Raw genomic sequence first — 13,743 nt, 5'->3', positions numbered from 1 at the left:
TAAGTTGACACGTGTGGGTAGTGCCATGCCCCTACCCGCTTACCTCATTTATCTAAAATACGCTGTATTTGTCATTTGTTATTTGTTATTTCTCCACTTTCTTGCATCCCTGCGTTAAGCGATCGCACCCACTCATAATTTCACTTTCTGAGTGATAATGCGATCAGATAGACTTTGATCGCGATCAGATCGACATTGAAGACGCTCAACACGACTTTGATCGCGATCAGATCGACATTGAAGACGCTCAACACGATATTGAGCGCGATCAGATCGACATTGAAGACGCTCAACACGATATTGAGCGCGATCAGATCGATATTGAAGACGTTCAACACGATGTTGAAGGCGATTAGATCGACATTGAAGACGCTCAACACGACTTTGATCGCGATTTTATTGAGAGAGAATGCGATCGCACTGATTTACAATTTTGCTGTATGGGTGAAAATGCGTAGACGCAAAGCGGCTTGTCGTAGACATCGCCCTGTGATTGATTACGTTTTTTGTTTGCCCTAGAATCCGAAAAACTGGATAATTGAATATAAGCCAAGAAAAGCAAAGCCGATGAAAATAAAAGCAATTATTCATCCAGCAGAAGAAGGTGGCTATTGGGCTGAAGTTCCAGCACTTCCCGGTTGTATTACTGAAGGTGAGACAATGGAGGAGGTATTAAGTAATTTAAAAGATGCAATAGAAGGCTGGTTAGAAGTCGCAAATAGTAGTAAAAGTGCGATCGCATCGATTCACAATTTCACTGTCTTTAATCAATATCTTTAGGAAAATTCCCCCACATTTCTTGGCGTGCATGAGCAATATCCTCTTCTTTAATATCTACCTTTAAATCAGTACATAACCCTATAACACTTAGTAAAGCAGGTTTTTTAGTAGTTTTTTGGTACAGAAATTCTGCAAAATCCAATAATTCTTGTTGCTTATCTATAGGTAGCTGGCGCAATTTGTATAACACAGCTTGTTCAAGATTCATAACATTTCCCCATGATTATGCGTGCGATCGCATCAACTCACAATATTGCCTACACAACCTGTTGTGTCCCTACGAATAATTTTATGTGTAGCCAACATTACTTTAATTGCAACAAATTAAAAAATTCTTCTAAAGGTTCATCAAAATCATCAGTAATGGAAATTAAGCCATAATCGCTGCCAAAAAGTGGAGGACGTTGAGGGAGAGGTTGTAAGGAAACCAATTTGACTATTGGCTGATTGTTTTTGGTAATAATAATTTCTTCACCATCGACTGCTTTTTCAATTAAATCTGACATTTCCGTCAGGGCTTGGGTAATATCAATAGTTTTCATGAGTTAATCTCCAGCCGCAGTCTTCTATTAAAGCTTACCTTAATTTTATGCTATTTTGATACATACACGTAACTTTCAAAATATTATGAATCGTTTTTTACCATATTTTTTCAGTATTATTCCCCTCAGCAGCTTGTCTATTGGCACTTTGGCAATGGCAAGCCCAACACAGGAAACTTCAAAGATACAATTAGCGCAAAAGCTCAACTGTAATAACGCCCAAACTCAAGTTGAGATTAATCAATGCGCGCAGATATCCTATCAGAATGCTGATAAAAAATTGAATCAGGTTTATCAAAAACTTGTGCCGACTTTATCTAGTTCCAGCAAGAAGAAATTAATTACTGCACAGCAAGCATGGATTAAGTTTCGTGATGCTAGTTGTGAGTTTGAAAGAAGCCAATATGAAGGCGGAACTATTGCACCTAGTATTTATTTTGGTTGCTTGGAGAAGACTACACAGCAACGTACTCAACAATTACAGGAATATCTTAATTCAGATCGTTAATACTGAAGGATGAGGGGGAAGGGGGAAAGGGGAAATTAAATAAGATTAATGTAGGGTGTGTTAGACGCTTGTTTTCAATATGATTTGTCGCGAAAGAAATATCCTAGCGCCTAACGCACCACCTCATTGATGGTGCGTTACGGCTAAATATCATTGTCTCTGTGTCCGATATCCTTTTATAGCCGTAACACACCCTACTAAGATTGACTTGTACACATTTTCACTTCATCGTTTATCCTTAGAGGTTATTTATAAAGATGGTGCGTTACGACTAAATATCATTGTCTCTGTGTCCGATATCCTTTCATAGCCGTAACACACCCTACTGAAAATTGACTTGTACACATTTTCACTTCATCGTTTATTTGGTAAATAAATGTAAAGAAAATCGCAATTAAACTTAATCGAAATTAAGCAATTAGCATCCGGTAAGTCACTCACTGCGGTAGTCTAGATGAGAGTGAATTTATCGCCTTGTTTGACATTTTGTTTTATGACTTCAGCTGTTTCCAGTCCTACACGCACAATTCGTATTGGTTCTCGTAAGAGTCAACTTGCTCTGGTTCAAACCCACTGGGTAAAAGAGCAACTCCAAAAAAGCTATCCTGAGATTGCTTTTGAAGTCCATACCATGTCTACCCAAGGCGACAAAATCCTGGATGTAGCATTAGCCAAGATTGGTGATAAAGGTTTATTCACCAAAGAATTAGAAGTGGGAATGCTCAATCAGGAAATTGACTTTGCGGTTCATTCCCTTAAGGATCTGCCTACTAATTTACCAGAAGGGTTAACATTAGCAGCAATTACCGAACGGGAAAACCCAGCAGATGCTTTGGTGTTGCACGAAAAGTATAAAGGTCAGACAATTGATACCTTACCAGAGGGTGCGGTAATCGGTACATCTTCTCTGCGGCGCTTGGCACAGTTACGCAATCAGTTCCCCCACTTTACATTTAAGGATGTACGGGGAAATTTGAATACACGCATGGCTAAATTAGATGCGGGTGAGTATGACGCGTTGATTTTGGCAGTTGCAGGTTTAGAGCGATTGGGAATGAGCGATCGCGTTCACCAAATTCTACCAAAAGAAATTTCGCTTCATGCTGTAGGTCAAGGTGCATTGGGTATAGAATGCCGTGCTGATGATACCGAGTTGATATCTCTCCTGAAAGCTATCGAACATCCCCAAACACGCGATCGCTGTTTAGCTGAACGCGCTTTCTTACGCGATTTGGAAGGTGGTTGCCAAGTTCCCATCGGTGTTAACACTGAAATTAATGGTGACCAATTAACATTAACCGGAATCGTTGCTAGTGTAGACGGGCAAAAACTGGTTAAAGATACCGTCAGCGGAGAAGCCAAAAATGCCGAACAGTTAGGTACAGAACTAGCAAATCTGTTGCGTCAACAAGGCGCGCAAGAAATTTTGGATGTCATCTTTACTGAAATCCAAAGAGGTTCTTAAGCTATTCCGCAACCTGATATGGTTAGATAAGTAATCAGTGAACAGTGAAACAGTGATAACTGAGTAACTGAAAACTGATCACTGTGTAGGCAGAATCGGGGAAACATATAATACCATGCGGATTCTATTTGTTGCAGCAGAGGCAGCTCCTGTTGCAAAAGTTGGTGGAATGGGTGATGTTGTCGGCGCATTGCCCAAAATCTTGAGACAAATGGGGCATGATGTACGCATATTCTTGCCTTACTATGGCTTCCTGCCAGACAAAATGGAGATTCCCAAGGAACCCATCTGGCGGGGATATGCCATGTTTCAGGACTTTGCTGTTTACGAAAGCATTCTCCCTGGTACTGATGTTCCCTTGTATTTGTTTGGACATCCTGCTTTTATGCCTCGCCGCATTTATTCAGGAGAAGATGAAGATTGGCGGTTCACTTTATTTGCCAATGGTGCGGCTGAGTTTTGCTGGAATTACTGGAAGCCAGAAATTGTCCACTGTCATGACTGGCATACTGGCATGATTCCGGTGTGGATGAACCAAGATCCAGATATTACCAGCGTATTTACTATTCATAACTTGGCTTATCAAGGGCCTTGGCGTTGGTATTTAGAAAAAATTACTTGGTGTCCTTGGTATATGCAAGGACACAACACAATGGCAGCTGCGGTGCAATTTGCCGATAGAGTAAATACAGTTTCTCCCACCTACGCCGAGCAAATTAAAACACCCGCTTACGGAGAAACCATCGAAGGTTTGCTGTCTTTTATTAGCGGTAAATTATCTGGGATTATTAACGGCATCGATACAGAAGTTTATAACCCAGCAAACGACAAGTATATTGCCCAAACCTTTACTACTGATACTTTAGATAAACGTAAAGCTAATAAAATTGGGCTGCAAGAAGAAGTAGGATTAGAAGTTAATTCCAACGCCTTTTTAATTGGCATGGTAACTAGGTTAGTAGAGCAAAAAGGTTTGGATTTAGTCATCCAAATCCTCGATCGCTTCCTTGCATATACTGACGCGCAATTTGTGTTGTTAGGGACAGGCGATCGCTACTACGAAACCCAAATGTGGCAATTAGCATCCCGTTACCCCGGACGCATGGCAACTTACCTGCTGTATAACGATGCTTTGTCTCGCCGCATCTATGCTGGTACAGATGCCTTTTTAATGCCTAGCCGCTTTGAACCCTGCGGTATCAGCCAAATGATGGCTTTGCGTTACGGTTCTGTGCCCATTGTGCGCCGTACAGGGGGATTAGTTGACACTGTATCCCATTTCGACCCCATGAACGATGCAGGTACTGGTTATTGTTTTGACCGATATGAACCCCTGGATTTGTTCACCTGCATGATCCGCGCCTGGGAAGGTTTCCGTTTCAAACCTCAATGGCAGGAATTGCAAAAACGTGGCATGACTCAGGATTTCAGCTGGTATCAATCCGCCAAGCAATACGTGAAGCTGTATAGATCCATTTACGGCTTACCGGAGGAAGAGGAAGCACCTCAACCAGAGTTGGTGCTAAATGAGGCGGTATAGGAAAGTGCTGAGTTCTGAGTTCTGAGTATCCTACTGTAGGGGTTTAGCAGTGCTCATTGGTGTCAACTTAAGCTAAAAGCTATATACGGCGAGTGTTGTGCAAATCTCTCGCGCCCTCATCCCCTAACCCCTTCTCCCTCAGGGAGAAGGGGAATTGAATCTCTTGCTCCCCTCTCCCTGGGCTATCCATTAGTCACATCTTTCTTTACAATCTTGAAATGCTTATTTTGTGGGCATCTTGAACACTGAGGTGTCAAACATACTTGACAGATTAACTCTTAGTCTTCTCGCTAAAATTAGGTTTTTATTGAGAATTGATGACGAAGGAATCAGGGTTATAAAAAGCGTGAGTGAATACTCTCGTAAATGTTGAGAAAGATCCGGGTAATGGATAGCCCTGAGGGAGAGGGGCTGGGGGTGAGGGCGAAACCTTGCAAACAAGCGGGTTTCACGTTAAGTTGACACCAGTGAGCACTGCTAAACCCTTATTCGTGCGGATCTATATGCCATCCGATACGGTTCGGTTAAGAATTTTTCGTCATAATTTTGGGGTTGTAGAGACGCGATTTATCGCGTCTCTACAGGATTTAAATGTCAATCAATTGTCTTATCCGAACGGTATTGTATGCCATCCAAGGATTGATTAATCAAAACCTGAAATTCTCCAATTTGGTAAATTTATAGAATGATGAATTTGTATAATTCAATTCTCAATCTAAAATCTAAAATCCAAAATTAGGTATTGTCGGTGCATCTGCAAAATATAGCCCTTGGTAAAGAACCTCATGCAAAGTTTGCAATAACTCTTGAGTGGTGTAGGGCTTAGAAATAAATTTGTTGATAGTTGCATCTTTGGCTATTTTATTGCTGCCTACCAAACCACTAACAGCAATAATCTTCACTTGTGAATTCATTTTTTGCAATGTGCGAATTGTGGTTTCGCCATCCATTAATGGCATCATCATATCTACCAAAACCACACTAATATTATCTTGGTAGCGGGCATAGAGTGCGATCGCTTCAATCCCATTGCTGGCAGTTAGCACTCTGTAGTTATAAGTTTCTAAAGAAATCTTGGTGGTTTCAAGAATTTCATCTTCGTCATCTACTACTAAAATTAATTCTCTGTTACCATTTGGCAGTTCAACATTTTCAGCTAATGATGTTGCCATAGTCTCTACGGCTGGTACAAATAATTTAAATTCTGTGCCTTTACCAATTTCGCTATGGACGTTAATAAAACCACCGTGACTTTTGATAATACCTCTGACGGTTGAAAGCCCTAAGCCTGTACCTTTACCAACCTCTTTAGTAGTAAAAAATGGCTCAAATATTCTATCTAAAATCTCTGGCGACATCCCAATTCCTGTATCCGCAACAGTAATTACAATATAGGGGCCAATACTAGCCTCGAGATTCATCCGGGCGTATTGTTCATCAACTAAGAAATTTTTCGCAGAAATAGTGAGGCTACCACCATTCGGCATGGCATCACGAGCATTAACGGTGAGATTCATCAGCACTTGATGCAAGTGTGTGGCATCTCCAATTACCGCCCATAAATTGGGGTTAATATCTGAAGAAAATTCAATGGATTTGGGAAATGTACTATTAATAATTTGCTCAATTTCTAAGAACAAATGGTTAATAACCACAATTGAACGCTTACCTTCAACCCCCCGTGCAAAATGTAGCACTTGCTTGACTAAAGCGGCTCCGCGTTTACAGTTGCTTTCGATGGTTCTATACATTTGCTGACTCCACTCTTCACTGGGAGAGCGTTTTAGTTGTAGCAGTTGTGCTGCTGATAAAATCGGTGTCAGGATATTGTTAAGGTCATGGGCAATGCCACCAGCAAGGGTACCCAAACTCTCTAAGCGTTGAGCGCGGAGAAATTGACTTTCTAATTGTTTTTTTTCTGTAATATCAGTATTAACTGCCAAAATCGATTGCGGTTGTCCATTGCGATCGCGCATTAAAGTCCAACGACTGGCAACAATAATTGTGTGATTTTGTTTGGTAATTTGCTGTAATTCCCCGTACCAGCAACCACCTGCTGCTAGGCTTTCGCGGATATTTTCTAGTTGGGGTAAGATTTGCGCTTGATAAATCAGCTGATTAATATTTTCGCCAATTACTTCTGTAGCTGACCAACCGTATAAATTTTCTGCGCCTTGGTTCCAAAAGCTAATATGATTGTCCCAATTTTGAACAATAATTGCATCTGTAGCGATATCGAGCAAAGCAGCTTGTTGATGAACTTTTTGTTCTGCTTGCTGGCGCTCAGAAATTTCTCTCTCCAAACGCTGATTTTGCTCTTGCAGTGTCTTGGTTAAGTTACGCAGCTGGAGATGCAATTCAATCCGCGCTAAAACTTCTTCATGCTGTAGCGGTTTAGTAATGTAATCGACTGCTCCCAAACTCAAGCCTTTAACCTTATCTACTGTTTCTGTAAGTGCAGTCATGAAAATGATGGGAATATCCTGTGTTAAGGGATTGGCTTTTAAATGACAACAGGTTTCAAAACCATCCATTCCTGGCATGAGTATATCTAACAGAATCAGGTCTGGTGGAGCATATTCAGCACGTGCGATCGCGCTTTCACCATCTTCTGCCACCAAAACAGTAAATCCTGCATTGGCTAAAAAATCAAATAACATTTCTAAATTAGTTGGGTTGTCATCAACAATTAAGATGACACCTTGATGATTCATATCCGCGTTCATAAAACCTCATTTTTAAACCTGGCAGAGGTCAGCAATTCTGTGATTCCACATCCGTAATCCCACTTCATTACAATCAATCGTCAAGCAAATTACTATCTGTTACCGGAGAATATTGTTTAATAAAATCTACGATTTGTTTTCCTTTAAACTCTTTAGCGAGTTGGTGCAAATGATTGGTAAACGGTAATAGTTGCTCGTCCAACCCTTCTAATTTTGCTGCTCTTTGGGCAATACTTCTCAAATCCCCCTTCATTGCCAAATCTAGCAAAATTGCTATTTCCTCTGCTGACGGAGGAATTAGTTGTAAGTTTTGGTTTTTTGTTTTTACATTAACATTTTTTTGTTGAGTTTGATCTGTTTCTACATCTTCATAAATCCATGACAAACCTAAGTGAATCCTTAACTTTTCTAACAGTTCTGCCACTCGGAATGGTTTAGGCAGAAAATCATTACAGCCTACTTCTAGACTTTGCTTTTGTTCAAACTCAAACACACTTGCTGATATAGCAATTACTACTACTTCTTTAAAGTTTGGTAACATTCTCAGGCGACGGGTGGCTTCAAAACCATCCATTACAGTCATTACCAAGTCCATAAAAATCAAAGCTGGCTGAAATTCTAATGCTTTATTCAGACAGTCTAAGCCATCTGTTGCTTCTAAAACTTCAAAACCTAAAGGCTGGAGTAAATTGACTAAAACAGAACGATTTGAGGATTTATCATCTACTACTAAAACTTTCTTTTTATCACTAACAAAACCAGTAATCTGACGTTCAACAATTTTCTTAACATTCGTCGGATAAGCGACCTCAGCCAAATCTAAGTCTACCCAGAAAATACTACCTTTACCTAAGGTACTTTTCACCTTAAGTTCACCACCCATCATCTCCACTAATTGACGGCTAATTGCTAATCCTAAACCTGTACCTTCTGTCTTGCGGCTATCTTCTCCTACCTGCTTAAAAGGTAAAAATATTTCTTCTAATTGCTCCTCAGCTATACCTATACCTGTGTCTGCTACTTGAAACCTTAATTTTTCTGCATGATAGCCTACTTGAAATCTGACAGTGCCTTTTTCGGTAAATTTGACAGCATTACTGAGTAAATTAATTAAAACTTGCCTTAACCTTTTCTCATCGGCTCGTACAACTTTCGGTAAAACTGATAGTTGATGATCAACTAAGGCGATGCCTTTTTGTTCGCTACGGATACGGCAAATTTGGACAATACTTTCTAGAAATTCTGGCAAAGAAAATTCTGTAGGATAAAGTTCTAATTTTCCAGCTTCAATTTTCGATAAATCTAAAATATCGTTAATCAGCGTCAGTAAATGTTCCCCACATTGATGAATGATTTTGATACCATTCTTTTGTTCAGCAGTTAAGGTGGGATTTTTATTGAGAATTTGTGTGTAACCTAAAATCCCATTTAGGGGTGTACGCAGTTCATGACTCATGCTAGCGAGGAACTGACTTTTAGCGCGGTTAGCGGTTTCTGCTACTTCTTCAGCGCGTTGGCGATCGCGGATTTCTTGTTGTAGTTGTAAATTTTTCCCTTGTAATTCTAGAGTTCGCTCTTCTACCCTCATTTCTAGGGTACGGTTATATTCTGCTAAATCTTGATAAAGACGCGCATTTTCAATGGAAATGGCTGCTTGTGATGATAAAAGCTGTAACACTTCCAAACCTTCTGGTGTAAATGCCCCAGTGGTTAAGTTATTTTCTAAATACAGAATGCCAATCAGCTTTCCTTGATTCACAATTGGCGTACATAAAATAGATTTTGGCTTTTGGTTAACAATATAACTATCGAGATGAAATACAGCTTCGCTCGTGGCATTATTCAAAACTACATCTTTCTGAGTTCTTTGCACATAGTTAATAATCGATATTGGCAACTGCTGACTGCTTTCTATAGGTAGCGATTGCTCAACATTTATGTCATCTTGCTCGATACTGCCTGAAGCTTCTATCTGTAACTTACCAGCTTTTTCTAAAATTAAAAATCCCTTTTCTGCACCTGCATTTTCAATTAAAATCCGCATCAAATTAGCCAGCAACTTGCTTAAAACAATTTCGCAGGAAAGAGCTTGAGAAGCTTTCATCACAGTCATCAAATCGAGACTTTGAGTTCTGCCTATGATTGGGAAATATGCCTGATTAAGTTCTTGATAATTAAGTTCTAGATTTTGTGTATTTGGCGATATTGTAATTAATTGTGGATAGCGGATTTCTAAATCTTTGATTTTAGCGATCGCTCCCCAACGGCTATAGGCGTGGTAAGCATTAGTCATGTACGTGCGGGCAATGGTTTGCCTACCCCATGATAGATAAAATTTAGCAGCCAGTTCCCAGGCTAGTGCTTCTTCGTTGACATAATCGTTGTCTTTGGCAAGTGCGATCGCGCGATCGTACATCTCAGCCGCCTCTACTTTTTCGTCTAAAACACGATGACGTTCGGCTTCTACTAAATAAAATTTGTGTAAATGATTCATCGGGGCAGAATGCGCCCATTTCTGCATTTTTGCTTGATTATTAATGACTCTAGTTAATAACTCTTGTTGTTGTGGTTGTGGGAGTGATGAATATATTGCTAATTGTGCTAAAGAATCATAAAAATGAAACAACGGTACCATTAACCAGCCAATTACCCCATCTAAATACTGTTGGGCTTGGCTAGCATATGCCACAGCTGGAGAAAATTCCCCAAATAGGTAGCACAGAATTAATTTATTCAAGAATACATAATGAATGACTGTTCGCTCATTGAATTGAATATGAACTGGCAAAAATTCCTCTTCATCATAAGCGTCGCCCACTAAACGACAAGGATGTTCCGACTCTCCAATTAAATTTAAAACTGCTTGATGAAATATCTGATGCCAATTGAGCGCTGTTTCTTGATTAATTTGAGCGATCGCCTGACTACATTTGGCCATTTCCTGTTCTAAGCTTTTTAGCTCAGAACCGCTCCAATAAGCATATTGACACTTATTACTAGCTGCATATCCCGCATGGATTAAATCTCCATATTCTAAACCGCTATGATAAGCATTTTCTAAAAGTGGTAATGTTTCTCTAACATGATGTTTCCAAGGCAAAATGAAGGTTGCAACTTTAAATAAGGTTTTACTTCTCACCTCATGAGTATCTAACCTATCTAATAGATTTAAAGCCACTTGTCCAAATTTATCAGCAGCTTCTATATCTTGTAAAATACCGCCAAACAGAATTCCATAATCAGCAAAGCCGCTAACAGATAAGGAAGTAATTCCATGTTGAATTGATAAATTTACTTGCTGACAAGCCATCAAAATAAATAATGTCGGTGCAGACTGATAAGCCGCAGGCACTAAACTTACTATTAACCGAAATGCTGCTAGCTTCTCTGCATCTGTCATTATAGGTAGATTAACTAAATTTTCTATGCCTTGAACGGCTAAATTAGCTGTTGTTTCCTTAATAGCTTGCTGAACATCTAAAGGAGTTGGTGATTCAGGCAGTTTTACTCCTAATATTTCTATAGCTTCTAAACCTAGTTTTACGGCTTCCAAAAGTTTTCTTTGGACTTCACAACTTTTAATTCGCAACTCATAGACATTCACTTTATGCAATTGCGATTTTGCTCGTTGCAGAACTACCTGAATCAGTTGCTCCATTTGCTCAAAATCACCAGTCAGAAATACTGCTTCTGCTGTTTCTTGATGCAGAGCTAATGTTAATTCATATTGCTGATACCAGCTATTAACAGGCAACAATTTCAAACCGACATTGAAATAACGCACGGCTGCATCATAGGCTGTCGCTGCTTTCGCTTTTTGCCCTGCTAAGAGGTTAAGTTGAGCTAGTTCATATTTTTCTGACTCAGATGTCAGTAGTTCAATACCATAATTGAGTTGATTTACTAGCGCAAATATATTTTCTTTGCGTTCTTCTGGAGTTGCATTTTGCAGCATTAATTGACCAATTTTGAGGTGTGTTGCTTTCTTCTGCTCATCGGGAATCAGAGAATATGCTGCTTGCTGTACTCGGTCATGTAAGAATCTATATGTAATTGTTGGTTCGCTATTATTGATTTCTTTTTGCTCAAATTGGAGGGGGATTATTGAGGAATTGTTTAAGGGTAATATTAAACCTGCTTGCAGAGCTTCCCATAAATCTGTGGCTGTTGCTAACTGATCTGTTTTATTAACAGTTGCCAGAACTTCTAAAGAAAATTTATCCCCAATACAAGCAGCTAACTTTAAAGCATTCTTTGTATTCGGTAACAGCTTTTGAATCTGGCTGACCATTAATTCAATCACATTATCAGTGATATCAATATTTTGTAAAAGCTGGATATCCCACTGCCAATACCTATCACTAAAATTAAATGACAATAAGTTATCTTGATAAAGTGATTTGAGTAGCTGGGTTAAGAAAAAAGGATTACCTTGAGTTTTATTGAACAGTAAATCAGCTAATATTGCTAAGTTCTCTGAGTTATTGTGCAAAGTATCACTGAGTAATTGAGTAACATGAGAAATCGCCAATGGCTGCAACAAAATATTATTAATAACTACACCAGATTTTTGCATTGCTTCTAAAAATGAAATCAACGGATGAGCTTCATTAACTTCATTATTTCGATAGGCACCAATCAGTAATAAATATTGACTATCTGGATTATGCGTCAGCAGTTGAATTAACTTTAATGAAGCTGAATCTGCCCACTGTAAATCATCCAAGAACACCACCAACGGATGTTCAGGTTGACAAAATACATGAATAAATTGCTGAAACAGGCGATTAAATCGGTTTTGCGATTCAGTAGGGCCTAATTGCGGCACCTCTGGTTGTGTACCAATAATTCTTTCAACATCAGGAATTACATCAATAATAATTTGGCCATTATTACCCAAAGCAGCTAAAAGCTTTGCTTGCCAATTGGCAATTTGCTCGCTACTTTCTGTTAATAGTTGCCGAATTAATTCTTGAAAAGCTTGTATCAAAGAAGCGTAGGGAATATTCCGTTTAAATTGGTCAAATTTACCCGAAATAAAATATCCATGTTGGCGAACTATAGGTTTATGAACTTCATTGACCAAGCAGGATTTTCCTATACCAGAATACCCACTTACTAACATCATCTCTGTTGCCCCAAGGCTGACGCGCTCAAATGCATTTATCAGCATCGCAACTTCTGCCTCGCGCCCATAAAGTTTTTGGGGAATGAGAAATTGGCTAGATAAATCAAGTTGACCAATCTGGAAATGGGCAATTTGTTTTGTTGCTTGTAGTTGTCGTAGGCATTCTTCTAAATCTGCTTTGAGTCCCAAAGCATTTTGATATCTATCCTCAGCAGTTTTCGCTAATAACTTCATTACAATATCCGCAACTACTGGAGGAATATTAGAGTTAATTTCTTGAGGTGATACGGGAGTTTTGGCAATATGGCAATGAACTAATTCTAAAGAGTCATTAACTTGGAAAGGTAACTGACTCGTTAACATTTCATAAAAAGTGACACCTAAAGAGTAAAAGTCAGTACGATAATCAATTGCACGGTTCATCCTGCCTGTTTGTTCTGGCGACATATAGGCGAGGGTACCTTCTAAAAAATTAGGATCGCTAGGATTTTGAGTTTCGCTGAATAAATATGATGAGATACTAAAGTCGATAATTTCTACTTGGTTTGTTTGCGGATTAATTAAAATATTTTGTGGCTTAATATCTTTATGAATAATATTATTTTGATGTAAATCGGCAAGAATAGTAGCTAACTGAATAGCAATGTTTAAAAATTGACTTAAATCAAAAGTTTGGATATTAATAAAATTATTGAGAGTTTCTCCAGCAAAATCTGTCAGAATTAATGCTAAACCATTGTGATAATTCTCTATTGCCAAAGGTTTAACAATACCTGCAATATTTAGACTTTGCAGTATTTGATATTCATGCCTTAATTGAGTTAGTTGTTGCCTAGTGGGATACTCAGCTTTGAGAGTTTTAATAATTACCGATGTTTGCTCTGGTTCCCGCAAAGCACGGTAAACGCAGGTAGTAGTACCGTCATACAGGACTTCGATGAGGTTGTAACCTGCAATAAGAATACTCATAGGAACTGCCAAATAAATAAATATCCTATCGCTTTTGAAGGTGGGGGAGGAAAAATCTGATTAGCCAAAGTTGTCAGTTAGGTAA

General features: G+C 39.0%; 9 protein-coding genes. 4 read left to right on the top strand and 5 right to left on the bottom strand.

Going from position 1 to position 13,743, the window contains the following annotated elements; all coding sequences use genetic code 11:
• Positions 1 to 140: 140 nt before the first annotated feature.
• Positions 141 to 377, bottom strand: a complete 237-nt coding sequence (locus AACU25_RS25965; RefSeq protein WP_339382072.1) for a hypothetical protein — start codon at positions 375 to 377, stop codon at positions 141 to 143.
• 190 nt (positions 378 to 567) lie between these two features.
• Here AACU25_RS25965 and AACU25_RS25960 point away from each other — a divergent pair, with 190 nt between their 5' ends.
• The gene (locus AACU25_RS25960) at positions 568 to 780 is read left to right on the top strand and encodes a type II toxin-antitoxin system HicB family antitoxin (RefSeq protein WP_096580605.1); all 213 of its coding nucleotides are present in this window, start codon (positions 568 to 570) and stop codon (positions 778 to 780) included.
• Here the strand turns inward: AACU25_RS25960 and AACU25_RS25955 are convergent.
• Entirely contained in the window at positions 764 to 988 is a 225-nt protein-coding gene (locus tag AACU25_RS25955) for a DUF2281 domain-containing protein (RefSeq protein WP_096580603.1), read from the bottom strand. The two genes, AACU25_RS25960 and AACU25_RS25955, sit on opposite strands and share 17 nt — an antisense overlap.
• 97 nt (positions 989 to 1,085) lie before the next feature.
• Positions 1,086 to 1,322 carry a type II toxin-antitoxin system Phd/YefM family antitoxin gene (locus AACU25_RS25950; RefSeq protein WP_096580601.1) on the bottom strand — a complete coding sequence of 79 codons (237 nt, stop codon included), beginning with the start codon at positions 1,320 to 1,322 and terminating at the stop codon, positions 1,086 to 1,088.
• Between the two features lie 85 nt (positions 1,323 to 1,407).
• Here AACU25_RS25950 and AACU25_RS25945 point away from each other — a divergent pair, with 85 nt between their 5' ends.
• The 3 genes from AACU25_RS25945 (at position 1,408) to glgA (ending at position 4,835) form a co-directional block, all read left to right on the top strand.
• A complete protein-coding gene (locus tag AACU25_RS25945; RefSeq protein WP_096580599.1) occupies positions 1,408 to 1,830 on the top strand; it encodes a lysozyme inhibitor LprI family protein in 423 nt (140 codons plus the stop codon).
• A gap of 493 nt (positions 1,831 to 2,323) precedes the next feature.
• Entirely contained in the window at positions 2,324 to 3,295 is a 972-nt protein-coding gene (hemC, locus tag AACU25_RS25940) for a hydroxymethylbilane synthase (RefSeq protein WP_096580597.1), read from the top strand.
• A 115-nt stretch (positions 3,296 to 3,410) separates the two neighbouring features.
• Complete coding sequence (gene glgA / locus AACU25_RS25935) at positions 3,411 to 4,835, top strand: glycogen synthase GlgA (protein ID WP_096580595.1); 1,425 nt, start codon at positions 3,411 to 3,413, stop codon at positions 4,833 to 4,835.
• 722 nt (positions 4,836 to 5,557) lie between these two features.
• Here the strand turns inward: glgA and AACU25_RS25930 are convergent.
• Both AACU25_RS25930 and AACU25_RS25925 read right to left on the bottom strand, forming a co-directional pair.
• Positions 5,558 to 7,561: an ATP-binding response regulator gene (locus tag AACU25_RS25930; RefSeq protein WP_096580593.1), complete on the bottom strand. Its 2,004-nt coding sequence runs from the start codon at positions 7,559 to 7,561 to the stop codon at positions 5,558 to 5,560.
• Between the two features lie 73 nt (positions 7,562 to 7,634).
• A complete protein-coding gene (locus AACU25_RS25925; protein ID WP_096580591.1) occupies positions 7,635 to 13,658 on the bottom strand; it encodes a hybrid sensor histidine kinase/response regulator in 6,024 nt (2,007 codons plus the stop codon).
• Positions 13,659 to 13,743 lie beyond the last annotated feature (85 nt).

It is taken from the genome of Tolypothrix tenuis PCC 7101 (assembly GCF_963874875.1).
Lineage (GTDB): Bacteria > Cyanobacteriota > Cyanobacteriia > Cyanobacteriales > Nostocaceae > Aulosira > Aulosira tenue.
Note: the sequence above shows the minus strand (reverse complement) of the source record. Positions and strands in the feature narration are given on the sequence as shown.

Excerpts from the sequence above, each read along its gene's own strand:
- AACU25_RS25960 (WP_096580605.1), top strand. The coding sequence starts at position 568 with ATGAAAATAAAAGCAATTATTCATCCAGCAGAAGAAGGTGGCTATTGG.
- hemC (WP_096580597.1), top strand. The coding sequence starts at position 2,324 with ATGACTTCAGCTGTTTCCAGTCCTACACGCACAATTCGTATTGGTTCT.
- AACU25_RS25955 (WP_096580603.1), bottom strand. The coding sequence starts at position 988 with ATGAATCTTGAACAAGCTGTGTTATACAAATTGCGCCAGCTACCTATA.
- AACU25_RS25950 (WP_096580601.1), bottom strand. The coding sequence starts at position 1,322 with ATGAAAACTATTGATATTACCCAAGCCCTGACGGAAATGTCAGATTTA.
- AACU25_RS25930 (WP_096580593.1), bottom strand. The coding sequence starts at position 7,561 with ATGAACGCGGATATGAATCATCAAGGTGTCATCTTAATTGTTGATGAC.
- AACU25_RS25925 (WP_096580591.1), bottom strand. The coding sequence starts at position 13,658 with ATGAGTATTCTTATTGCAGGTTACAACCTCATCGAAGTCCTGTATGAC.
- AACU25_RS25945 (WP_096580599.1), top strand. The coding sequence starts at position 1,408 with ATGAATCGTTTTTTACCATATTTTTTCAGTATTATTCCCCTCAGCAGC.
- glgA (WP_096580595.1), top strand. The coding sequence starts at position 3,411 with ATGCGGATTCTATTTGTTGCAGCAGAGGCAGCTCCTGTTGCAAAAGTT.